The organism is Antribacter gilvus, assembly GCF_003946865.1.
Classification (GTDB): domain Bacteria; phylum Actinomycetota; class Actinomycetes; order Actinomycetales; family Cellulomonadaceae; genus Antribacter; species Antribacter gilvus.
This window is the reverse complement of sequence record NZ_QXTH01000003.1, coordinates 68273-90085: the sequence shown is the minus strand read 5'-3', so window position 1 is coordinate 90085 and position 21813 is coordinate 68273. Positions and strand designations below refer to the sequence as shown.

Here is a 21813-nt window from a genome sequence, read left to right as displayed (position 1 = left end):
GGTGAAACCACGCGCGTGAGGTACCTCTGTATCGCCACGTGTGGTATCGATCGGAGGGGTGGTGTGGCCGTGCAGCAGACCGACGCCGGAGCGCGCCCACGCACGGTGATGGTCGGCGTCGTCGCCCGAGACCTGGGCGCCGCCGCGCGGGTCGGGGCCGCCCTGGGCGCCGAGCAGCGGCTCGACGTCGCCGGCACCGCCACGACGGTGGGCTCCCTGCTGCACCTGACCGGGCCCCTCGAGGCCGTCGCCGTCGAGATCCCGCCGGCCGAGGACGTCGACGTCCTCCTCCTCGTCACCTGCCTGCGCGCGACGGGCGCCGCCGTCGTCTGCTTCGCCACGGACGGCGACGCCGCCCGCCACGAGGCGTCGCTCGCCCCGGCCGGCGTCCCCGTGGTGACGGTGGACGAGCTTGCCGAGCGGCTGCTGGTCGCCGGACTCATGGCCAGGACGGGAACGGCTGCGGCCTGAGCCTCTGCGGGCGCTGTTCCATCAGTTGCGCAGGCCGACCGGCCTGCTCGCCACGACCCGCCGTAGCGTGCAGACAGACTCCATCCATCCCTGCGCGTGCGGTGACACCCAGAGCGTCAGCTCGGCGGCGGCCTGGAGGTCACGCCGAAAGTCGCGTCGGTGGATGGGCTCATGGTGCGCAGCGCGGTTGCGGACGAACTGGAGCTGCTGGAGGTGCTTGGCGACGCGGCGCTGCCGCTGCCGCAGGTCGCTCGCACCTCCCGGGAACGCCTTGTGTGCTGCGGGTACCCAGATCGACGCGTAATAGCGGGACTCCACGAGATAGCGCCAGAAGCCGAGCGACAACTCAGCGATCACCTTGCCGTGAACCTCTGCCCTGGTGCCACCGCCTCTCGCCCGCGCCCTCGCCGCAGCCAGATCAGCGGCGCCTCGCGCATCGAGCCGAACGTGGTCAAACCAGCACTCGGTTCCGTGAAGCTTGTTACACCACTGGCGCATCTCCCGATCCAGTGCGTTGCGGACAACAACCTCGACGACCGAAACGAGGCCCATGACAGATGTCGACGCCTTGATGTTCCACTCATACCATTCGAAAGCGCCTTCGAGGTCCTCTCCCGATGCGACGAGGTACGACCGCAACCGCTCGACGGTGATGCAGTCCCGGACCGCCTCGTAGTCCCAGTTTCGGCTCCGGATGCCCCGGCTCGCCCGAACGTTTGACACGCCTCTCAACTCCTGTAGGTTTGGTCTCGAAGACCCCGGAACGATCCCTAGCCTTCGGGCTAAATCGCCGGGGTTACGTCTTTCCCGGACCAGTTCCGCGCTCTCGCACTCCCGGCAACGCCTCTAGGCGAGCCTAGATGCAACATCGCCCCCCAGCGCGGCGAAACAGCACTTCCGGCGATCTCCTCCGCCCATCTGTTGCCTACATGCAACAACCGGCCCTGAGCGAGCCCATCCGGCCCGAGCGCGCCAGGTGGAAGAGTTGCCCCGTGGAGACCTCTCAGACCTCCGACGTCGTCGTCGTCGGACCCGCGTCCTGGAACACTCTCGTCCGGCTCGACCACCTGCCCGACCCTCGCCCCCACATGGTCTTCGCCCGCGGGACCGTGCGGACCCTAGGGGGGACCAGCGCCGGCAAGGCGCTGCACCTGGCAGACCTGGGCGTCGCCACGACGCTGGTGACCAGCGTGGGGTCGGACCCGGAAGCCGACCAGATCCTCGGCGCGCTGGGCCGCGCGGGCGGCCTCGAGGTGCTCGCCCGTCGGGCGGAGGGCCCGTCCGAGCAGCACCTCAACCTCATGACCGACGCCGGCGAGCGCGTCTCGATCTACCTCTCCGTGCCCGCCCCCGTGCCTGACGGCGACCCGGTGGTCCCCGCGGTCGGTGCCGTCCTCGCGGGCGCGAGCCACGTCGTTCTCGACCTGAGCCAGGCCGGGCTCGACGCCCTTCCCGCGGCCCGGGCGAGCGGCGCCACCCTCTGGACCGACCTCCACGACTACGACGGCGCGTCCGAGTTCCACCAGCCCTTCGCGGACGCGTGCTCGTTCGTCTTCCTGAACGACGACGGCACGCCCGACCACCGCGCGCTCATGACCTCGCTCCTGGAGCGGGGAGCTACGACGGTGGTCTGCACGCTGGGCGCCCGGGGCGCGGTGGCGCTGACCCGGGACGGCTGGTCCGAGTGCCCGGCCGAGCCCGCCGAGGTGGTGGACACCAACGGGGCCGGCGACGCCTTCTTCGCCGGGTTCCTGGCGGCGCACCTCCAGGGTGAGGACACGTCCCGCTGCCTGCGGGCGGGCGCGCGCCAGGCCGTCCGGGCGCTGGGTTCCGTCCACCTGAGCCCGCTCCTGGACTGACGATCGGTCTGGTCCCGGCCCGTCGGATTGGACCGTGGCACCAGACCGATCGCCTCCTAGCGTGGGATCACACCCCTACGCACGGAGGAACCATGTCCACGACCCCCACCCCCACCCCCACCGAACGTCTCGTGCTCGGCACCATGGTGTTCGGCACCCTGGTCGACGAGGCCGCGTCGTTCGCCCTGCTCGACCAGTTCGTCGACGCCGGAGGCCGCTGGCTCGACACCGCCGACTGCTACAGCTTCTGGCTGTCGGACACCGGCTACGGCGGACAGAGCGAGACCGTGCTCGGCCGGTGGCTCGCGGCACGCCCCGGCATGCGCGACCGTGTGCTCATCTCCACCAAGTTCGGGGCGGAGCCGGTCGACGCGGCCGAGCCGTCGTCGGGCACCGGGCTGAGCCGGGACGCCATCCGGGCCCAGCTCGAGGGCAGCCTGCGGCGGCTCGGGACCGACCGCGTCGACCTCGCCTGGGCGCACGTGGAGGACCGCGCCGTCCCCGTGGAGGAGACGGCGGACGCCATGGCCGAGCTCGTGGAGGAGGGCCTGGCCCTCCGGATCGGGGCGTCCAACCACCCCGCCTGGCTGGTGGAGCGGGCGCGCCGGCACGCGATCGGCCAGGGCCGGACGCCGTGGACGGCGCTGCAGCACTCGTTCAGCTACGTGCACCCGCGCCCGTTCGAGCTTCCCGACGGCCAAGGGCACCGCTTCGGCATGCTGACGGACGAGCACCTGGATCTCGCCGCCGTGGAGGGGCTCGAGACGTGGGCCTACACGCCGCTGCTCAGCGGGGCGTACGACAACCCGGCCAAGCCGCTGCCGGGGGCCCACGGCCACCCCGGGACGTTCCGGCGGCTCGCGGCGCTCGACAAGGTGGCGGCCGAGCTCGGCGCGACGCGCGGGCAGGTGGTACTCGCCTGGCTCGCCGGATCGACGCCGACGATCCGGCCCATCCTCGGCGGGAGCAAGCCGGACCAGCTCCAGGCCGCGCTGGACGCCATGCGCCTCGAGCTGCCCGACGACCTGCGGGCGCTGCTGGACGCGGCCTGAGCGGCCGATATCTGCTGGTGGCGGCCGGCTTCGTGACGGAAGAGTGGTGCCATGACGATCACCAGGATCCACCCGGAGGGCCTGCACGCGACCCCGACGTACCACCACGTCGCCATCTCGGAGGCAGGGCGGACCGCCCACCTCGCCGGTCAGTGCCCGCTCGACGCGGCGGGCGCCGTCGTCGGCCCGGACGACCTGGCGGCGCAGGCCGACCAGGTCGCCGAGAACGCCCTGGCCGCGCTGGCCGCCGTCGGAGCCCGGCCGGCCGACGTGGTGCGGTCCGTCGTCTACGTCGCGACCACCGACCGTGCCGACCTCGTGACGGTGTGGGACCGGCTGACCGGGTCGGTCATCGGCGAGGCGTTCACCACCGCGAGCACCCTCCTCGGCGTCACCTGCCTCGGGTTTCCCGGGCAGCTCGTCGAGGTGGACCTCACCGCGGCGCTGCGCGACTGACCGTCGCGCCCGACGGCCTACCGTGGGCCACGTGATCACCATCGACGCCGACTCCCCCGTCCCGCCGTTCGAGCAGGTCCGCCTCGGCATCGCGCGCCAGGTCGGCGACGGGACGCTCCCTGTCGGGACCCGGCTGCCGACGGTGCGGGCGCTCGCGTCCGAGCTCGGCCTGGCGGTGAACACCGTCGCGCGCTCCTACAAGGAGCTCGAGGCGGCCGGGCTCGTCGAGACGCGTGGTCGGCAGGGCACGTTCGTCAGCGCGGCGGGCGACCGGTCCCGCGAGGAGGCGCACCGCGCCGCGGCGACGTACGCGGCGACGGTGCACGCGCTCGGCATCGACGCGGACGAGGCGCTGCGGATCGTAGAGGCCACGCTGCGGGCATAATCCCTGGGCCTGCCCTCGGGAGGCCCCTACCGTAGCGGCCGTGCCTGCTCTCGTTCGCACCTTTCGTCCCGACGACGTCGACGTTCTGGTCGACCTCTCCCTCCGGGCATGGGAGCCGGCCTTTCGGGCCTGGCGTTCCATCCTCGGGCCCCGGCTCTTCGGTCTCACCTACCCCGACTGGCGGCAGAGCCAGGCCGAGACCGTGCGGACCTCCTGCGCTCAGCACGCGGAGCGAACGATCGTCGCGGAGGCTGACAGCACGGTCGTGGGATTCGCCGTCGTCGTCATAGGCACCCCGGACGACGACGGGACGCTCCCCGGCGACCTGGAGATGATCGCCGTCGACCCGGCGGCTCAACGCCAGGGAGCCGGGCGGCAGCTGATGGACGCGGCCCTCGACCTGATGCGCGACGCCGGCTGCGCGTACGTCAACGTCTGGACCGGTGGCGACGACGGGCATGCCCCTGCGCGCGCGATGTACGAGGCAAGCGGCTTCACCGCGCTCCCCGTCGTGCACTACTACCGAGAGCTCTGACTCCTCCTCTGATCGTGTCGCTGCTGGCCAGCGGCAGGTTCGGAGTGCGTCTGCGCAGCCGGCTCGCGTAGGCTCTGGCGGGTTCGGAACGAGGACTCGAGAGAGTAGGCGCGACGTGAAGTTCACAGTTGAACGTGACGTGCTGGCGGAGGCCGTGACGTGGACGGCTCGCACTCTCCCGACACGCCCGCCCGCGCCCGTCCTGGCCGGTGTCCGCATGGAGGCGGACGCGTCAGGCATCCTCAACCTTGCCAGCTTCGACTACGAGACCTCCGCCCGCTCGGAGGTCCCAGCCGAGGTGGCCGAGCCGGGCACGGTCCTCGTCTCCGGCCGGCTGCTCGCCGAGATCTCCCGCGCCCTCCCCAACAAGCCGGTGGACGTGACGCTGGAGGGCAGCAAGGTCGTCCTCACGTGCGGTACCAGCCGGTTCACCCTGCTGACGATGCCGGTCGACGAGTACCCCACGCTGCCGTCGATGCCGGATCTCAGCGGCACGGTGCCGGGCGAGGTGCTGGCCGCCGCGATCGCACAGGTGACCGTGGCTGCGAGCCGCGACGACACCCTGCCGCTGCTCACAGGTGTCCGGGTGGAGATCGACGGGGAGAAGATCACGCTCCTTGCCACGGACCGCTACCGCCTCGCGCTGCGCGAGCTGACCTGGACGCCGACGAGTCCCGGGTTCTCCTCCGTGGCTCTGATCCGAGCCCGGACCCTGAACGACGTCGCCCGGTCCCTGGGCGCGAGCGGCGGGCCGGTGAACATCGGGTTGTCCACAGGCGCTGGTATGGATCTCGTGGGTTTCGAGGCCGGCGGTCGACGCACGACGTCGCAGCTGGTCGACGGCGACTACCCGCCCGTGCGCCGGCTCTTCGCCGACAGCAGCCCCATCCATGCCGTCGTCGCGTCAGCCCCACTCATCGATGCCGTCAAGCGCGTGAGCCTGGTGGCCGAGCGCAACACGTCGATCCGCTTGTCGTTCACCGAGGGCCAGGTCGTACTGGACGCCGGCGCCGGGGACGACGCGCAGGCCTCCGAGGCGCTCGAGGCCGTGCTCAAGGGTGAGGACATCTCCCTAGCGTTCAACCCTCAGTTCCTCCTGGACGGTCTGGGTGCGCTGAACACGGACTTCGTCCGGCTGTCCTTCTCCCACCCGAAGAAGCCCGTCGAGTTCACCGGCCAGGACTCCCTGGACGGCGAGGACGACTCGAGCTACCGCTACCTGGTGGTCCCCATCCGCTTCGCCTGACAGCCGTGGCCCCGGCCGCCACCCGGCCCCACCCGAAAGCGACGAATGGCCTGAACCTACGAATCGTAGGTTCAGGCCATTCCGATGTCCTGCGACATCACACGGTCGGGCTGACAGGATTCGAACCTGCGACCTTCCGGGAGCACAGCGAACGCATTTCCGCTCTCGCGTGTTCGCTCGCTGGTCTGCGGAAACCCATGCTTCCTGGGGTTTCGCCGGGGCGTGCCCGGCCTGACGTTGCCGATTGAATCTGCGTGCTACCGAAGATCCCCGCTCATTTCTGGACGGTAGATGGACGGGTATCGAATCTTCCGCAGTGAGCGGACCACCCGCGTCCAGGCGGCACAGCAGCGCGCTGTCGGTCCCGACGGGCAGGCCGACCTGTTCAAGCGCGCCCCAGATCGAGCTCCAGCGCCTCCAGCGCCTCGTCGTCGGAGTCGACGTAGAGGCGCACGGTGTGGCGTTGGCACCGCAGGGCGACAAGGCGTGACCCCCGTGACCCCTCCGCGAGAAGGTCTCTCAAACCACGCAACGCGGGCAACGGCCGACGCGCGATACACGGCGGCAGCCCTCTCCGTGCGTGAGCAGGGCTGCCGTCGCAACGGCCGCGACGTGCGCTCAGGACCCTTCGGGTCCCGGCCCCGTGCTGGACTCCTTGGCTCTGCGATAGCGCAATACGCCGTACACAACGACAGCGAGTACCACACCCTGCATGGCGCCGGCAACAGCGATGAGAATCGGGTCGAGCACGGGCGGCAGGTCTGAGCCGAGCACTGCGCTGGCGCCGCCCGCCACAACCGTCAAGAGCGAGCCCCAGGGCAACGTCGTCAGGTAGTACGCGGCGAGCCGCCCGTCGCTAGCTTCGAGCGACCCCCCCGTCATCGTCAACGCGACGAGCGCACCGACAATCGGGAGAAGCTTGGGCCCATGCCGTCTCGTCCAGCGCATCATCACAGCAATCCTCCCAGGTTTCTGGCCAGCGGGGACCACGTTTGAATCGAAACGAGAAGGTAGGCATGCGTCCCGCATACCGGGCAAACTCCCACGATGGTCAGCCGCAGACGTCCGCGGACCTTGGTGAAGAAGAAGGAGATCTGCTCGAGACCCGAGCCGCGGGTGTTCTTTGCGTCCATACCCCTCAGGTGCGCGCAACGCTCCGAGACGTCCGGTAGCGCTCGGTGAGACATTCCGGGCAGCGCAGCACGAGCCACCCGCGGGAGGGTTCGTGGACGGGGTTTCTGGACGGTTCTTGGACGGACGGTCAAGTCCCTCAACTCCAAAGGCCGCGGAAACGTTGAGTTTCCGCGGCCTTCAAGTCGGGCTGACAGGATTCGAACCTGCGACCTTCCGCTCCCAAAGCGGACGCGCTACCAACCTGCGCTACAGCCCGTGGCACGCCGCGACCGCGGCGAGCACCGCCGCCAGTGTAGTGCCCGGTCACACCGTGTACGCGTGGGCCATCAGGTTTGCTAGGGTGATGGCCGCGGTCTGCACGACGGGTCCGCGCCCTGGTGAGGTGACTCGCGAGGGTGCGCGAGGCGTCGTCGGCCACCTTGTGCGGGCGTAGCTCAATGGTAGAGCCCCAGTCTTCCAAACTGGCTACGCGGGTTCGATTCCCGTCGCCCGCTCTCACCGCGTGGAGCGCAGGTCAGAAGCAGCTTCTGACCTGCGCTCTTCGCGTCTCCGGACGTTCCCCTCAGAGGTCGTCGAACCTCTCGCGCGCACCCCGGACCTCAGGCAGGTGGGCAGACGCCCAGCCCAGCAGCGCGTCGATGAGGTCCTGAAGCGTCTTGCCGAGCGGCGCAATGCGGTACTCGATGGCCACCGGCCTGGTGTCGACAACCACTCGCTCGACCATCCCGTTCCGCTCCAGCCGGCGGAGCGTTGCCGTGAGCGACTTCTGCGTCACCACAGGGATCGCACGCCGCAGCTCGTTGAACCTGCGGGGGCGCTCGCACAGCACGTCGAGGACCTGGAGCGACCACTTGTCGAGGATCTGATCGAGGAGCTCGCGATGTTCCGCGCTCAGCGGGGCCTGATCGAGGGCGGCGGTTTCCTTCATGTCACCTAGTCTCGTTGAAGTTCCCTTCGGATACAAGGTAGACATTGGATACCTGCTCGACCGACGAAAGGTATCCCATGACAGTCGACCTCCTCACCCCGGACGGCATGTTCCAGCCCGTCCCCTACCACCACGTCTCCGTGAGCACGGGGACCCGCCACGTGCACATCGCCGGGCAGATCGCACGGGACGCCGACGGCAGCCCCGTCGCAGGTGGTGACCTCGCGGGCCAGGTGGCGCACGCCCTGCGGAGCACGGCGCGCGGGCTGGCCGGAGCCGGGGCGACGTTCTCCGACGTCGTCCGCCTCCGGTTCTACGTGACGGGCTGGAGCCCGGAGAAGTACGGCGACTTCGCCGCCGGCATCGAGCAGGTCGCCGACGAGCTGGGCCTCCCCCAGCCCCTGCCCCCGCTCTCGGCGATCGGCGTCGACTACCTCTTCGAGCCGGACGTGCTCGTCGAGGTCGAGGCGTACGCGATCCTGGACTGAGCAGAGAGGGCGGTGGCCCCGACGGTGACCGCCCTCTCGCTCGCTCATCGGCTCTCCGAATCAACATTGCGGTGGGCCTGAGCTTCTGGTTCGCTCCCGAGGTGATCTTCGAAGCGCGATGGCGGCGGCAGCTGCACCAGCACGGTGGGTCCAGCGCGACCGGAGGCTGGGCGGCGGGACGCGACCTGATTGTCGTGCATGAGCGTTCCACCCGGCTGGTTGGTGTCGATCCGCGTGATGGCACGACTGTCTGGGACGTCCCGTTCGGAACGTGGCCCCGGGCGGTCGTGGTATCCGGCGACTGGTGCGTGGGAATCGCGCAGAACATCGCCCAGCTGGTGTGTTTCGACCTGTCGTCCGGTCAGCGGGTGTGGAGCGCCGACCTTCCCGGGTTCACCGGCCATCTCGTCTGCGCCGGAGGCGTCGTGCTGGCGGGCGGCTGGCGAGGCTACACGCCGCTGATGGCGTTCGACCTGCGCGACGGGGCGCCGCTCTGGCACTCCCCCCGCCCGGTCACGACCGTGGCACCGGTGGCTGTCGGGGAGCAGGTGCTGCTTGCTGACCCGACGACCGGCGACCTCCGGCTGATCGACCCCCGCGACGGCAACCCGGTCAACGCATGGCCAGTGCCGGAACCGTTGGTCGGCGACGATTCCCGAACCGCGTTCGCGACCCTCGACGCGGGACGGCTGCTCATTGCGGGCGCGTCGGGAGCCCAGTGGCAGATCGATCCTGCGACATCAGGCGCCCGCAGGTTTTCAACGGCCGGAGCGGGACTGCCGAGGGCGGCCCTCGTCGTGGGCGGCCTCGTCTGGCTGCCTGCCGCCGATGGACTTGTCGCAGTCGACCCCGACACAGGCGGCGTACGTCATCGGGTACGCCTCGACAACCGGTTGGTGGGGTTGGTCGAAACAGACTTCGGATTCGTGGCAGCGCACCGCACAGGCGTTCTTACTGGCATCGACCACGAAGGCAAGATCCGCGGCCGACTGGTCATCGACCGGCAGACCGCCGGCCTGTACCAGCACGAGACAGCCGGCACGCTCCTCTTCGGAAAGGGCACCCTGAGCGCCGGGACCCTCCACGGGTGAATGCGCCCTACCGGATACGTGAGCGCAGGTCAGAGTGTGCCTCCGGCCTGCGCTCACGCGTCACGGGAAGCCGGTCAGAGGGTCTCGAGCGTCGCGCTCGCACCGACGATCGCGCCGATGACCATGCCAACCACGGTCGCGACGAGCGCGACCACGAAGGCGACCGTCCCGAGCTTCTCCTTCTTGGAGAACTTGCCGACCGCCGCCAGGGCGATCGCCGCACCCCCGAACAGGATCGGGACGAACAACAGCGCGATCGCCGCGAGCGGGAACGAGATGATCGACAGCGTGTTCGACGACGACTGCGCCGGCGGCTGGTTCCACTGCGGGGGCTGTTCGGACGGGGGCGGAGGCAACTGAGCGGCCAACACGGACTCCTTCATCGGTGGGACGTGCGCACACGGCGTGCGGGTGGGGGGAACTTAGCAGGGGCGTGAGGCACGCCGAATCCGACAAGACCCTGCGGCGGACAAAACTGCCTGCCCGGGGTCGTCCTAGGCGTGCGCCGTGTCGTGCTGAACCGCGCTCAGCCTGCGAGGACCACCACCACGAGCGGCTCGTCCTGACCCTCCCAGGTCGCGACCAGCACCGGGACTCCCGGCTCAAGTGCGTGCGGCAGCCGGACCGTCTGCACCGCCGCTGCGTCGTCGGCCCCCTCGCCGGGGAGGCCCCGTGCCTCGACCAGGCTCGCCCGCGGGACGACCGTCCCGTCCGGGTGGTGCACCTCTTCGGGCGCCTGCGTCGCCCCGGTGAGGATCGCCTGCCGCACGACCGCCTGGTACACCGGGTCCGCGTCGGCGTCGTAGAACCAGCGGGTGCCGAGGACGGAGTGCTCCGAGGTGCCCATCAGGGCGTGGGCGAGCTCGGGCGCCTCGGCGCCCCTGTAGGTACAGGGGACGTGGACGACGGTGCCGTCATCGGTCCGCAGGAGGCTGAGCTCGATACCGACCTCTCCGGCGGGGTCGTCGAGCCGGAATCCGCCGACAAGCTGGAAGCCGCCACCGGGGTACCACGGCTGGGCGGGAAGCCAGCCCGCAAGGACCTCGCGCTTGCTCGGAACAAGAGTCGCTTTGTGCAGGATCGCCATGGAATCGACCCTACGCCGGACGCAAGGCTCAGCCGATGACCCGCACGGCACAGCGTGCGACGCCGGCCTTGGCGATCCGGGCATCGGCCGTGACGAGCGTGAGGTCGTGCGACTCGGCGACCGCGACGTACGCGGCGTCGTAGACCGACAGGTTGGCACGCAAGTCCCACATCCGGGGCAGGAGCGGACCGGTCGGGGCGACCGCGACAGTCATGGCCGTGAGCGCCACGAACGCCTTGTCCGCTCTCTCGATGTCCAGCTTGCCGCCGAGCCACAGCCCACGGATCGTGCTGAGCACCTCGGTGTGCCAGTGCGACGGCACCGTCCACGCGGGGTCCGTGCGCAGGATCCTGTGAGCCTCGGCGACCCGGGGGTCATGGACAGGGTCCATGAACGTGAGCGCGACCGCCGAGGCGTCTGCCACGATCATGCGCGCGGGTCCTCGCGGCCCGCGTCACGCGCGGCCAGCACGTCCTCGAGGGAGGCACCGGACCCCTCGTTCCACGTCGCGACGCTGTCGAGCACCGCCAGGTTGTTGGCGAACGCCGCCTCCCGCAGCACTACCTCACGCAGGTAGGACTGCAGGCTCTGCCCCCTGGCCCGCGCCCGCTCGGTCAGGGTGTCGCGGACAGCCTCAGGCACGTCTCGGATTTGCAGGGCAACCATGCATGCATTCTGCACCACGGGTCATGCGGGGTGCAACGCGCACAGGCCAATCGTTTCAGTCCCTGTCCGCCGCCCTGCCCCGGCACCTAGCGTCCGGTCGTCCTCGCTCCCCGAAGAAACGGCTGGTGCACGCGTGAAGAAGATCAAAGCGTTGATGACCGTAGGGCTCCTGGCCGCCTCGGCGCTGGCCGCGGTACCCGCGGCGGCGTCGGGCGCGGCGTCGGGCACAGGGCTGGCCGCGGCCTCTGTCGCAGCGCACGGCGGCGGCTCGCCCTCCGCGGTGTGCTCGCGCACCGACGCCCTCTTCTGCGAGGACTTCGAGTCGTTGCCGGTGGGCGGGGCGGCCAGCCTCGACTGGGGCATCGACACCCGGCACGGGACGCTCCAGGTCGAGAGGGCCGGGCGCGCCGGCAAGGTGCTGCACGTGCACACCGAGGGCAACGGGATGGCGTTCCTCAAGGTCGTCGACTTCTCCGCGCCGGGGAACAGCTTCTACGGCCGCCTGCGGCTCAAGGTCGACGACTTCCCGACCGCACCGGACTGGGCCCACTTCACCCTCGTCGAGGCGACCGGTTCGGGCAGCCCCGAGGTCGTCCGGCCGCTCGGCGGGCAGTTCGCCCCGACGGTCGGCCCGGACGCGACGTTCTGGGGCGTGGGGGCCGACGGCGGTCCCACCGGCGACTGGACGAACTGGCGCGAGTCGGCTCCCACCGTCGAGGACCGCTGGCAGTGCGTCGAGTTCCAGTGGTCCGGCCCTGAGAACCGGGTCTCGGTGTGGTTCGACGGCGTCGAGCAGCCCGACCTGGAGGTCTCCACGACCAACCACGGCGGGGCGGACACCGACTTCGTCCTGCCGACGGCGGACACCATCAAGGTGGGCTGGCAGCTCTACCAGGGCGGCCCGACCCCCGATCACTTCGACGTCCTGATGGACGACATCGCGTTCGACACCGACCGGCTGGGCTGCGCCCGGTAGGGACGTGAGCGAGAAGGCCGCCGACCCGTGGGGTCGGCGGCCTTCTCGCGGCCCGTCGGGGCGGGTCACCAGCCGTTGCGGGCTGGTCGCTACCCGGTGCAGGCGAAGCCCGCGCAGGGGACGTCGAGGCTCGCGACCTCGCTACGTGACCGGCAGTACGTGCCCTCGCTGCTCACGAGCGCGGCGCTGTAGCCGGTGACGACCTGGTCGCTGAACGCCGGCAGGTCGGCCGACCCGGTGTACGTCACGGTCGCGACGCCCTCCGCGTCCGTCTCCGCGTTCGCGGTGACCGCGCCGCCCTCGTCCTCGCCGGCAGTGCTCTCGTGGTAGACGTAGAAAGCGACGTCGGCTCCGGGAACCGGGGCGCCGTCGGCCTGGATCGTGGCGGTCAGCGGGACCGGGTCCTCCGCGCTCACGGTCGCGACGGCCCGGACCTCGATCGTGACCTCCTGGCATCCCTGACCACCGCCTGCCGCGCACCCCGCGACCAGGGCGAGAAGGGCAGGCAGGACGAGCAGGGCGGCGATGGGTCGTCTCACTCGCAGGGCTCGTCTACTCAACGCACCACGGCCGCCAGCGCAGACACCTCCACCAGCGCGCCCGGGACTCCCAGCCCGCGGACGACCGCCGCCGTCACGAGCGGAGGCTTCGGCGCGGCGGCGAGCGCCGCGGCTGCCGCGCCGTAGGCGGCGTTGATGTCGACGCCTTCGACGAGCAGCACGGTCACGCTGACCAGGTGCTCGATCCCGGCACCTGCCGCAGCGAGCGCGGTGGTCAGGTTGGACATGACCTGGCGGGTCTGTTCCGCGACGTCGTCGCCCCCGACGAGCTGTCCGGTGCGGTCGACGGCGTTCTGGCCGCCGACGTGGATCGTCGTCGCCCCGGGCGGGACGACGGCGACGTGGCTGAAGGCGGGGCTCCTGACGAGCCCTTCCGGCTGTAGCAGCTCGATCTCATCCATCCCGTCAACCTAGAACGGGTACAGGTCAGCCGCTGTCCGGTAGGCACGTGCGCCGGGGTCGACGGCGGTCGCTGACGCACCCGGACCCGGGGCGCAACCGCGGTTCCGGTGGCATCGTGAGCCCCATGACGATGTCTGGGGTACCTGTCGACGTCGGCGCCGTCCTGCGGCCGCTCGACGCGATGCTGCCGCGCCTCCTCGAGACGTACGTCGATCTCCACGCGAACCCGGAGCTCTCCTTCCAGGAGACCCGCACCGCGGCGCTGGTCTCGGACCGGCTCAGCGCCCTGGGGTTCACCGTCCACACCGGCATCGGGGGGACCGGCGTCGTCGGGGTGCTCGACGCGGGCCCCGGCCCGTGCGTCCTGCTCCGGGCCGACATGGACGCCCTCCCGGTCACCGAGGAGACCGGGCTCTCGTACGCGAGCACGGCACGCGGCACCACAGCCGACGGCATCGAGTCTGGGCTGATGCACGCGTGCGGTCACGACGTCCACGTCACCGCGCTGCTCGGTGCGGCCGAGCTGCTCGCCCACGGCAGGTCCGGGTGGTCGGGGACCCTCGTGGTCGTGTTCCAGCCCGCCGAGGAGCTCGGGCGCGGTGCCCAGGCGATGATCGACGACGGTCTCTACGAGCTGGTACCGCTCCCTGACATCGTGCTGGGTCAGCACGTCGCGCCGTATCCCGCGGGATGGCTGGGGCTCCACGGCGGCCCGGCGTTCGCCGGCACCGACACCTTCGACATCCGGCTCGTCGGTCGCGGAGGCCACGGGTCGCGGCCGGAGACCACCGTCGACCCGGTGGTCATGGCGGCGTCGACGGTGATGCGTCTCCAGACCATCGTCTCGCGGGAGGTGGCGGCCACCGAGGCCGCGGTGCTCACGGTCGGTGCCCTCCATGCGGGCACCAAGGACAACATCATTCCCGTCGAGGCGTACCTCGGGGTGAACGTGCGCACGTTCGACAAGGCGGTACGCGCCCGGGTCGTCGCAGCGGTGGAGCGGATCGTCCGAGGTGAGGTCGCCGCCGCGGGAGCTCCGCTGCCGCCCCGGATCACGGTTGTCGAGAGCTTCCCACCCGTCGTGAACGACCCCCAGGAGACCGACCGCACCCGTGCCCTCCTCGCCGCGCACTTCGGTGCGGAGCGGGTGATCGACCCTGGGCCGGTCTCTGGCAGTGAGGACGTGAGCGTGTTCGCGACCGCCGCGGGCGCTCCGATCGTCTACTGGCTGCTCGGCGGCTGGGACCCGGACGCGTTCCTCGCTGCGGAGCGTGCCGGCACGCTCGACCAGGACATCCCGTCGAACCACTCGCCGCGGTTCGCACCCGTGCCGCACCCCACGCTGGAGGTGGGCGTCGAGGCGCTCGTCGTGGCAGCCATGGCGTATCTGGGCTCTCCTGCCGACGACGGCGTGGCCTCGCTCACCGCCTGAGTCGCCGTCAGCCGCGCGGCTGGACCCGGCCGGTCCCGATGCTGCCCCACGGGCGCTGGAAGAAGCCCACCCAGGTCTGGCCGCCGAACCGTTCGCCGGCCGCCATCAGGTCCTTCCACGAGTGGTAGCCCGGGACGACCGGCACGTACCAGCGGACGGCGAGAAGCCCGGGGGTCGGGTGCTTGTCGGGCTTGCGGTACAGGAGCAGACGCGGCACCGTCGGGAAGTCCTCCTCCCGCAGCGGCACGATCTCCAGGGCGGTGCGCCGCTTGTCGGTGACGCGGATCGCCTCCATCGCCTTGTCGGTGACCCAGCCGCTCACCTTGGCCTGGAGGGAGAGCACAGGCATGCTCGGCGGCAGCTCGAACGAGACGCCCGCGCGAGCCATCTGGCTCCATGCGACGAGGTCCCAGTCCTTTCCGTGCCAGAACCAGATCCCTGCCAGGTCGACGACGATCCCCCGCGGCCTGGTCGCAGCGCGCGCGGCCACGAGGCACATGGCCGTCAGTCCGCCGAAGAGCAGGGCGAAGAAGACACCGACCCAGCGGGCGGCGCCCGCCGTCGGGTCGAAGACCACCGTGAGACAGAGCCAGGCGAGCGGCGCCGTCACGGCCACTCCGACGATCACCGCGATCAGGTTGGTACGACCGAGGTCGAGCCGGTGGGCGTCGGGCGAGAAGGCGGGCTCGCCGCCCGCGGTGCTGTCCGTCATGTCCGGGTTGATCACGGGGCGAATGGTAGCGAGGCGCGCACCCGGGCGGGGTCGAGGGTGGCGAGCACCGTCTCCCCGTCACGGCTCCGGGCGGTGGCGACCGAGGCGCCGTCGGGCGACCAGACACCCGAGCCGCCCGCCGAGCGCCTTCCGAGCGGGTGCCCGCCGAGGTTTGCCGCGACCGTGTAGAGGCGGTGGTCGATCGCCCGGGCGGCCAGGCGCACGTCCAGCGTGCGCTCCTCCCCCTCGGTGTAGAGGACGGAGGCCGCGTAGACGTCCGCCCCGGCGTCGCGCGCCGAGGCGGCGTGCGCGGGGAAGGCCGTGTCGAAGCACACGGCCAGGGCGACGCGCCAGCCGGCCACCTCGACCACCACCGGTCCACGGCCGGGCACGACGACGCCGACCTCGGCACCGTGCAGGTGCGTCTTGGCCGCGACGACGTCGGGCTGGGTACCGGTCACGGCGAGCGCCGCGATGTACCGCGCGCCGCCGTGCTCGACCGGAGCGCCGACCACGACCGTCGCGCCGCTGGCGGCGGCCACGTCGCGGACCGGCTCGAGGCGCAGGTCACCGGGCGTGAACCAGGCATCGGGCCGGTCGAGGTCCGACAAGTCGTAGCCGGTGAGCGAGAGCTCGGGGAAGAGCACGAGCCGTGCCCCGGCGTCGGCCGCCTCGCGGGCAGCGAGAGCCGCGTCCGCGACGTTCGTCCGGATGTCCCGGACGGGGACGGACTGCACGGCGGCGACGGTGAGCCGGTCCTCGGGAATCATGCTGGAACGGTAGCGAAACGGACACGGACGCGTTCACCCGTCCATCGAATCGATCGATCGGTGAGACAGGGCTTGTCGAAGAGTCCGCAGCCTGGATAATCTCGTCTCGCGAGCCGACTTCGTGTCGGCTCGCACCACGTAGGGAAGGCCGTCACGCGAATCGGGAGGAAGCCATGCGCAGCTCGCGCCCCGCACTCCCCCGCACGCCTTCCCGGCCGGCCGGGACGTCGTCGGCCTGCGCGTCCGCGCTGTGCTGTCGATGCTGTCGGTAGAGCGTCCGCGACACGCCTGACCACACCGAGCGCCGCCGGCGCCCCGTGGCCGCAGCGCTCGCGCGGCGCTCCGGCCCTCACCTGACCCGCACCACCCAGGTACCTCGTGCCCGGCGGCCGGCTCCTCGAGGGGCCGACGAGCACGGCGTACCGCCCGTCCCGCAAGCACCCACCCGAAGGAAGACCCATGGCCCGCATCTACGACGACGCGACCAAGCTCATCGGCAACACGCCTCTCGTCCGTCTGAACGCCCTCACCGAGGGGCTCGAGGCCACCGTCGTGGCCAAGCTCGAGTTCTACAACCCGGCGAACTCCGTCAAGGACCGCATCGGCGTGGCGATCATCGATGCCGCCGAGGCGTCCGGTGAGCTGCAGCCGGGCGGGACCATCGTCGAGGGGACGTCGGGCAACACCGGCATCGCCCTGGCCTGGGTCGGCGCGGCCCGTGGTTACAACGTCGTGCTCGCCATGCCGGAGACCATGTCCAAGGAGCGCCGCGCGCTGCTGCGGGCCTACGGCGCGGAGCTGGTCCTCACGCCCGGGTCCGAGGGCATGAAGGGCGCTGTCGCCGCCGCCGAGAAGATCGCCGCGGAGCGTCCGGGAGCCATCCTGGCCCGCCAGTTCGCCAACGAGGCCAACGCCGAGATCCACCGCCGCACCACGGCCGAGGAGATCTGGGCCGACACCGACGGCGCCGTCGACATCGTCGTGGCCGGCATCGGCACGGGCGGCACCATCACCGGCGTGGGCCAGGTGCTCAAGGAGCGCAAGCCGGCGATCACGATCGTCGCCGTCGAGCCCAAGGAGTCGCCGATCCTCAACGGCGGCGCCCCCGGCCCCCACAAGATCCAGGGCATCGGCGCCAACTTCGTGCCCGAGATCCTCGACACCAAGGTCTACGACGAGGTCATCGACGTCGACGCCGAGACCGCCGTGGACTACGCGCGCCGCGCCGCCAAGGAGGAGGGCCTCCTGGTGGGGATCTCGTCCGGCGCCGCCATCGCTGCCGCGCTCGAGCTGGCCCGCCGCCCCGAGAACGCCGGCAAGCTGATCGTGACGATCGTGCCGGACTTCGGCGAGCGCTACCTGTCGACGATCCTCTACCAGGACCTGCTCGACTAATGCCCTCTCTCTCCAGGGTGCGCGCGTTCGGCCGGGTCCTCGCCGAGGACCTGGAGGCCGCGCGCACCCACGACCCCGCGGCCCGCTCCCGCCTGGAGGTAGCGCTGCTCTACCCCGGCGTGCACGCCGTGTGGTCCCACCGGGTCGCGCACCGGCTGTGGCGCATCCCACCGCTGCGCCTCCTGGCGCGCCTGATCTCGCAGGTGTCGCGAGCCGCCACCGGCATCGAGATCCACCCGGGCGCCCGGATCGGGCACCGGCTGTTCATCGACCACGGCATGGGGATCGTCATCGGCGAGACCGCGCAGGTGGGCGACGACGTGATGCTCTTCCACGGCGTGACCCTCGGCGGCCGGTCCATGCGCCGTGGCAAGCGCCACCCCACCCTGGGGGACCGCGTCCTCGTGGGTGCGGGGGCCAAGATCCTCGGGCCGGTCTGGATCGGCGACGACGCGCAGGTCGGTGCCAACGCCGTGGTGGTCAAGGACGTGCCGAACAAGGCGGTCGCCGTGGGCGTGCCCGCCAGGATCCGGCTCCCCGAGGCCCGCGAGCCGAAGAGCCCGCACGTCGAGGACCCGTCGGAGCTCATCGAGTACGTGATCTGACGCGGCAGTGATCCGACGAGGCAGTGATCCGACGCGGCGGAGCCCGTCCGGGACGCCGCCATGGGGCATCAGCCCCGTGGCGGCGTTCTCTCGTCCCGGGCGCGGCCGCCCGATGCCGCGACGAGAAGGATCGCCGGCACGGCCAGCACCAGATGGAAGACGTTGGCCACCGGGTCGAGCGGGATCGCCACCGGGGTGCCGAGCAGCAGACCGGGCACGAACCAGCCGACCACGCCGAGCACCCCGTAGGCGGCGCCCACCGTCACGGTGAACCACCTCGCCGCCCACACGTCCCGGGCGAACCAGCCGGCGTATACCGCGAGCAGGCAGAACAGCAGGTGCAGGGCGCTGTGCACCCAGTCGTGGGCGAGCCGGTGGTCGACCAGCTTGGTGATCACCGGGTACACCGTGAACCCCGCGAACAGGAACGCCGCGACTCGGCAGTAGAGGCGGAAGAGCCGGACGTTCCGCGCCGGGGGCGCAACAGTTGCCACGAGCCGCCACGCTAGCGCTCCCCGCGGTACGCCCCGGGCGCGCCGTGCCCGAGTCGTCCGAGCATCTGGGACTTGTTCTAGTTGCCATAGATCAAGTAGTGTTGGCCACGTGATCTTCCGCATCGACACCGCGAGCGACGAGCCGCTCTTCGAGCAGCTCGTCTCACGGGTACGGCTCGGTATCGCCCGAGGTGAGCTTCGCGCCGGTGAGCGCCTGCCACCGGCCCGCGAGCTCGGCACCGCCCTGGACATGAACGTCCACACGGTGCTGCACGCCTACCAGGTGCTGCGCGACGAGGGGCTGATCGAGCTCCGGCGCGGACGCGGTGCAGTGGTCACAGGACCTGCGAAGGCCGACCTGAGCGCCGTGGAGCGCGCGCTCGAGACCCTCGTTCAGGCCGCCCGGGAGGCACGCCTCTCCCCGGAGGCCACGACGACACTCCTGAAGGAGGCAATGAAGCGATGACTCACACCCTTGCTGACGTCTGGAAGCCGCGTGCCCGGCGCGTCACTGCCTGGTCGGCGCTCGCCGGCCTGGCGATCCTGCTCGCGGGCCTCGCGATCGCCCTCTCCTGGCGAGCCGAGCTTCCCGACCAGGTCGCATCGCACTGGGGGCCGGGAGGCGCGCCGGACGAGTTCATGCCTGTGGAGGCGTTCGCGGGCGTGATGCTCGGGACCGGCGCGCTGTGCATCGCCGTGCTCGGCGCGATCGGGCTGCTTCTCGGCCGGTCCGCGAGCACCTTGCGCCTGGCGGCCGGGCTCACCGTCTGGATCTCCGGCATGCTCTCTGCGATGACGCTGATCAGCCTCTCGGCGCAGCGCGGGCTGGCGGACGCAGCGCAGACCCCGTTCTCGGGGAGCGACCTCGTGCTGGCGATGCTCGTGCCGGCCGTGCCAGGGGTCGTCGCCGCGCTGCTGGTCCCCCGCGACCGGGCGGTACCCGCGGAGGCCGCCGTACCGGCCGACGCCCTGCGGCTGGGGCTCAGCCAGGACGAGCGAGCCGTGTGGTTCGCCCGCGCTACGGGCGGCTCCGGGCTGGTGGTCGGCGGCGGGGCGATCGCGCTGACGACGGTGATCGCCGTGGTCACCGGAACGTGGGCGCTGCTGGCCGTGCCTGCCCTCCTGCTGCCGGCCACCGTGGCGACGTTCGTGTTCGTCGTCCGGGTGGACACGGAAGGGCTCACGGTCCGCTCGGCGCTCGGCTGGCCCGGGACGCACGTCCCGGCGGACGAGGTGGTCCGGGCGGACGTGGTCGACGTCCACCCGCTCCGCCAGTTCGGCGGCTGGGGCTGGCGGGTCGGGCTCGCGGGACAGGTCGGCGTGGTCCTCCGTGGCGGGCAAGGTCTCCGGGTGGAGCAGACCGGCGGGCGGTCCCTCGTGGTGACGGTGGACGACGCCAGGGACGCCGCCGCCCTGCTCAACACGATGGCGGAGCGCGCACGCACGCCCGGGCGATAGGGTGTGGCCAGCGTTATCCGGGACCGTGCGTCTCGGATAAACCTCCCGCCCGCTCGACGACGAGGACACCCCATGCGCATCGGCATCCAGACCGGCTACTGGTCACGCAGGCCCCCGGCGGGCATCCAGCAGGCGATCGTCGCCGCGGAACAGCTCGGCCTGGACTCCGTCTGGACCGCCGAGGCCTACGGGTCCGACGCGTTCACGCCGCTCGCCTGGTGGGGCTCGCGCACCCGCCGTGTCCGCCTCGGCACCGGCATCGCCCAGATGGCTGCCCGCACGCCCACCGCCACGGCGATGCAGGCCATCACGCTGGACCACCTGTCCAAGGGCCGGTTCGTGCTGGGTCTCGGCGCCTCCGGGCCGCAGGTGGTCGAGGGCTGGTACGGCCAGCCCTACCGCAAGCCGCTGGCCCGCACGCGGGAGTTCGTCGACGTGGTGCGGCAGGTGATGGCGCGCGAGCGCCCCGTGTCGATCGACGGCGAGTTCTACCGGCTGCCCCTGCCCGCCGACGCCCTTGGCGCGACGGGCCTGGGCAAGGCGCTCAAGCCCACGGTCCACCCGTTCCGGCGCGAGATCCCGATCGTGCTCGCAGCCCAGGGACCCAAGAACGTGGCGCTCGCCGCGGAGATCGCGGACGGCTGGATGGCCGGCTTCTACGCCCCGCGCATGGACGACGAGTTCCGGGCGCTCCTCAGCGAGGGCTTCGCGGCGCGCTCCGAGGAGCGCTCCCCGGCGAGCTCGTTCGAGGTCATGGCCACGGTCCCGGTCGTGGTGCGCGACGACGTGGAGCAGGCTGCCGACGTCATCCGTCCTCACATCGCCCTGTACGCAGGCGGGATGGGCTCGAAGGAGGCCAACTTCCACAAGGCGTCGCTGGACCGGCTCGGCTACAAGGACGCGATGGACGAGGTGCAGGCGCTGTACCTCGAGGGTCGCAAGGACGACGCGGCGGCTGCCGTGCCCACGTCGCTCGTCGAGGAGATCGCGCTCGTGGGGCCCGCGTCGAAGGTGCGTCGCGACCTGGCCCGGTGGGAGTCCACCGCGTTGAACACGATGCTCGTGCAGGGCGATCCGGCATCCATGCTCACCGTGCTCGCCGCGGCACAGGACTCGACGACGACGGCCGGCCGGGTCCGCGCGGCCGCCGGCTCGGCGCTGAGCCGGGTGGCGCCCCGCAAGGTCTGACACGATGCCGCCATGGCCGACGACCTGACGGGCGCCGAGGAGTACGCTGCCGCCGTGCTGGACCTGGTGCGCCGGATCCCGCCGGGGCGTGCGATGACCTATGGCCTGATCGCCGAGATCGTCGCCGAGACGCTCCACCGGGGAGGCCCCCGGCAGGTCGGCAGCGTGCTCTCCGGCTCGGCAGACCGGTACGCGCACCTGCTCCCCGACGACGCGGTCGTGGTGGGACCGGCGCAGGACTCGTTCGACCTGCCGTGGTGGCGGGTGGTGAACGCGGCCGGGTCGCCTCCCGCCCACCACCTGACGGCAGCCCTCGACGCGCTGCGCGCCGAGGCCTGCCCGCTCAGCAAGGACGGCCGACGGGTGGACCTCAAGCGCGCCGTCTGGTTCCCCCCGGCGGGCGGAGCGGGTTAATCCCTGGCG

At 71.3% G+C, this 21813-nt stretch carries 29 protein-coding genes and 2 tRNA genes; 18 read left to right on the top strand and 13 right to left on the bottom strand.

The window, feature by feature from the left end; genetic code table 11:
• Window positions 1-63: 63 nt before the first annotated feature.
• Window positions 64-471 carry a hypothetical protein gene (locus tag D1350_RS06205; RefSeq protein WP_125775015.1) on the top strand — a complete coding sequence of 136 codons (408 nt, stop codon included), beginning with the start codon at window positions 64-66 and terminating at the stop codon, window positions 469-471.
• A 21-nt stretch (window positions 472-492) separates the two neighbouring features.
• Here the strand turns inward: D1350_RS06205 and D1350_RS06200 are convergent, their stop codons facing one another.
• Window positions 493-1194: a hypothetical protein gene (locus tag D1350_RS06200; protein ID WP_125775013.1), complete on the bottom strand. Its 702-nt coding sequence runs from the start codon at window positions 1192-1194 to the stop codon at window positions 493-495.
• A gap of 269 nt (window positions 1195-1463) precedes the next feature.
• Between D1350_RS06200 and D1350_RS06195 the strand changes: the two genes are divergently transcribed.
• The 6 genes from D1350_RS06195 to dnaN all read left to right on the top strand — a co-directional run bounded on the left by D1350_RS06195 (window position 1464) and on the right by dnaN (window position 6004).
• Window positions 1464-2330 carry a carbohydrate kinase family protein gene (locus tag D1350_RS06195; RefSeq protein ID WP_240643918.1) on the top strand — a complete coding sequence of 289 codons (867 nt, stop codon included), beginning with the start codon at window positions 1464-1466 and terminating at the stop codon, window positions 2328-2330.
• A 92-nt stretch (window positions 2331-2422) separates the two neighbouring features.
• A complete protein-coding gene (locus D1350_RS06190) occupies window positions 2423-3382 on the top strand; it encodes an aldo/keto reductase (protein WP_125775009.1) in 960 nt (319 codons plus the stop codon).
• A 51-nt stretch (window positions 3383-3433) separates the two neighbouring features.
• On the top strand, window positions 3434-3838 hold the full coding sequence (locus D1350_RS06185; protein ID WP_125775007.1) for a RidA family protein: 405 nt from the start codon (window positions 3434-3436) through the stop codon (window positions 3836-3838).
• 31 nt (window positions 3839-3869) lie between these two features.
• Window positions 3870-4223 carry a GntR family transcriptional regulator gene (locus D1350_RS06180; protein ID WP_125775005.1) on the top strand — a complete coding sequence of 118 codons (354 nt, stop codon included), beginning with the start codon at window positions 3870-3872 and terminating at the stop codon, window positions 4221-4223.
• Window positions 4224-4263: 40 nt separating this feature from the next.
• Window positions 4264-4758: a GNAT family N-acetyltransferase gene (locus tag D1350_RS06175; protein WP_125775003.1), complete on the top strand. Its 495-nt coding sequence runs from the start codon at window positions 4264-4266 to the stop codon at window positions 4756-4758.
• Window positions 4759-4873: 115 nt separating this feature from the next.
• Window positions 4874-6004, top strand: coding sequence for a DNA polymerase III subunit beta (gene dnaN / locus D1350_RS06170; protein ID WP_125775001.1), 1131 nt, complete (start codon window positions 4874-4876; stop codon window positions 6002-6004).
• 618 nt (window positions 6005-6622) lie between these two features.
• Here dnaN and D1350_RS06165 read toward each other — a convergent pair.
• Window positions 6623-6955 (bottom strand): hypothetical protein, encoded by a 333-nt coding sequence (locus D1350_RS06165; RefSeq protein ID WP_125774999.1) that lies wholly within the window; start codon window positions 6953-6955, stop codon window positions 6623-6625.
• Window positions 6956-7320: 365 nt separating this feature from the next.
• A tRNA-Pro gene (locus D1350_RS06160) sits at window positions 7321-7394 on the bottom strand.
• Between the two features lie 167 nt (window positions 7395-7561).
• Here D1350_RS06160 and D1350_RS06155 point away from each other — a divergent pair.
• Window positions 7562-7632, top strand: a tRNA-Gly gene (locus D1350_RS06155).
• A 68-nt stretch (window positions 7633-7700) separates the two neighbouring features.
• Here the strand turns inward: D1350_RS06155 and D1350_RS06150 are convergent.
• Complete coding sequence (locus tag D1350_RS06150) at window positions 7701-8066, bottom strand: winged helix-turn-helix transcriptional regulator (protein ID WP_125774997.1); 366 nt, start codon at window positions 8064-8066, stop codon at window positions 7701-7703.
• Window positions 8067-8143: 77 nt separating this feature from the next.
• On the opposite strand from D1350_RS06150, the gene D1350_RS06145 reads away from it, so the two are divergent.
• Window positions 8144-8554 (top strand): Rid family hydrolase, encoded by a 411-nt coding sequence (locus D1350_RS06145; RefSeq protein ID WP_125774995.1) that lies wholly within the window; start codon window positions 8144-8146, stop codon window positions 8552-8554.
• A gap of 71 nt (window positions 8555-8625) precedes the next feature.
• Window positions 8626-9645: a PQQ-binding-like beta-propeller repeat protein gene (locus D1350_RS06140; RefSeq protein ID WP_164545048.1), complete on the top strand. Its 1020-nt coding sequence runs from the start codon at window positions 8626-8628 to the stop codon at window positions 9643-9645.
• 74 nt (window positions 9646-9719) lie between these two features.
• Here the strand turns inward: D1350_RS06140 and D1350_RS06135 are convergent, their stop codons facing one another.
• The 4 genes from D1350_RS06135 to D1350_RS06120 form a co-directional block, all read right to left on the bottom strand.
• A complete protein-coding gene (locus D1350_RS06135) occupies window positions 9720-10013 on the bottom strand; it encodes a hypothetical protein (protein WP_125774990.1) in 294 nt (97 codons plus the stop codon).
• Window positions 10014-10171: 158 nt separating this feature from the next.
• Window positions 10172-10732, bottom strand: coding sequence for a maltokinase N-terminal cap-like domain-containing protein (locus tag D1350_RS06130; protein ID WP_125774987.1), 561 nt, complete (start codon window positions 10730-10732; stop codon window positions 10172-10174).
• Window positions 10733-10760: 28 nt separating this feature from the next.
• Window positions 10761-11162 carry a type II toxin-antitoxin system VapC family toxin gene (locus D1350_RS06125; protein WP_125774985.1) on the bottom strand — a complete coding sequence of 134 codons (402 nt, stop codon included), beginning with the start codon at window positions 11160-11162 and terminating at the stop codon, window positions 10761-10763.
• Entirely contained in the window at window positions 11159-11398 is a 240-nt protein-coding gene (locus D1350_RS06120; RefSeq protein WP_125774983.1) for a FitA-like ribbon-helix-helix domain-containing protein, read from the bottom strand. The genes D1350_RS06125 and D1350_RS06120 overlap by 4 nt, the downstream gene beginning before the upstream one ends.
• Window positions 11399-11552: 154 nt before the next feature.
• Here D1350_RS06120 and D1350_RS06115 point away from each other — a divergent pair, with 154 nt between their 5' ends.
• Window positions 11553-12374 (top strand): hypothetical protein, encoded by an 822-nt coding sequence (locus tag D1350_RS06115; RefSeq protein WP_125774981.1) that lies wholly within the window; start codon window positions 11553-11555, stop codon window positions 12372-12374.
• Window positions 12375-12463: 89 nt separating this feature from the next.
• On the opposite strand, the gene D1350_RS06110 is transcribed toward D1350_RS06115, so the two are convergent.
• Entirely contained in the window at window positions 12464-12913 is a 450-nt protein-coding gene (locus D1350_RS06110) for an Ig-like domain-containing protein (RefSeq protein ID WP_125774979.1), read from the bottom strand.
• A gap of 17 nt (window positions 12914-12930) precedes the next feature.
• Window positions 12931-13335, bottom strand: a complete 405-nt coding sequence (locus D1350_RS06105) for a RidA family protein (RefSeq protein WP_125774976.1) — start codon at window positions 13333-13335, stop codon at window positions 12931-12933.
• A 182-nt stretch (window positions 13336-13517) separates the two neighbouring features.
• Here D1350_RS06105 and D1350_RS06100 point away from each other — a divergent pair, with 182 nt between their 5' ends.
• On the top strand, window positions 13518-14768 hold the full coding sequence (locus D1350_RS06100) for an amidohydrolase (protein ID WP_125775380.1): 1251 nt from the start codon (window positions 13518-13520) through the stop codon (window positions 14766-14768).
• 7 nt (window positions 14769-14775) lie between these two features.
• On the opposite strand, the gene D1350_RS06095 is transcribed toward D1350_RS06100, so the two are convergent.
• On the bottom strand, window positions 14776-15495 hold the full coding sequence (locus D1350_RS06095; protein WP_125774974.1) for a hypothetical protein: 720 nt from the start codon (window positions 15493-15495) through the stop codon (window positions 14776-14778).
• Window positions 15492-16250 (bottom strand): carbon-nitrogen hydrolase family protein, encoded by a 759-nt coding sequence (locus D1350_RS06090; protein WP_125774972.1) that lies wholly within the window; start codon window positions 16248-16250, stop codon window positions 15492-15494. Before D1350_RS06090 ends, D1350_RS06095 begins: the two co-directional genes overlap by 4 nt.
• A gap of 459 nt (window positions 16251-16709) precedes the next feature.
• Between D1350_RS06090 and cysK the strand changes: the two genes are divergently transcribed.
• Complete coding sequence (gene cysK, locus D1350_RS06085) at window positions 16710-17645, top strand: cysteine synthase A (protein WP_125774970.1); 936 nt, start codon at window positions 16710-16712, stop codon at window positions 17643-17645.
• The gene (gene epsC / locus D1350_RS06080; RefSeq protein ID WP_125774968.1) at window positions 17645-18250 is read left to right on the top strand and encodes a serine O-acetyltransferase EpsC; all 606 of its coding nucleotides are present in this window, start codon (window positions 17645-17647) and stop codon (window positions 18248-18250) included. Before cysK ends, epsC begins: the two co-directional genes overlap by 1 nt.
• A gap of 68 nt (window positions 18251-18318) precedes the next feature.
• Here the strand turns inward: epsC and D1350_RS06075 are convergent, their stop codons facing one another.
• Entirely contained in the window at window positions 18319-18744 is a 426-nt protein-coding gene (locus tag D1350_RS06075; protein WP_125774966.1) for a DUF4383 domain-containing protein, read from the bottom strand.
• A gap of 109 nt (window positions 18745-18853) precedes the next feature.
• Between D1350_RS06075 and D1350_RS06070 the strand changes: the two genes are divergently transcribed.
• The 4 genes from D1350_RS06070 to D1350_RS06055 all read left to right on the top strand — a co-directional run bounded on the left by D1350_RS06070 (window position 18854) and on the right by D1350_RS06055 (window position 21804).
• Entirely contained in the window at window positions 18854-19210 is a 357-nt protein-coding gene (locus D1350_RS06070; protein WP_125774964.1) for a GntR family transcriptional regulator, read from the top strand.
• Window positions 19207-20202 carry a DUF1648 domain-containing protein gene (locus D1350_RS06065; RefSeq protein WP_125774962.1) on the top strand — a complete coding sequence of 332 codons (996 nt, stop codon included), beginning with the start codon at window positions 19207-19209 and terminating at the stop codon, window positions 20200-20202. The genes D1350_RS06070 and D1350_RS06065 overlap by 4 nt, the downstream gene beginning before the upstream one ends.
• Before the next feature lie 72 nt (window positions 20203-20274).
• Window positions 20275-21390 carry an LLM class F420-dependent oxidoreductase gene (locus D1350_RS06060; RefSeq protein WP_125774960.1) on the top strand — a complete coding sequence of 372 codons (1116 nt, stop codon included), beginning with the start codon at window positions 20275-20277 and terminating at the stop codon, window positions 21388-21390.
• Between the two features lie 12 nt (window positions 21391-21402).
• A complete protein-coding gene (locus D1350_RS06055) occupies window positions 21403-21804 on the top strand; it encodes an MGMT family protein (RefSeq protein WP_125774958.1) in 402 nt (133 codons plus the stop codon).
• Window positions 21805-21813 lie beyond the last annotated feature (9 nt).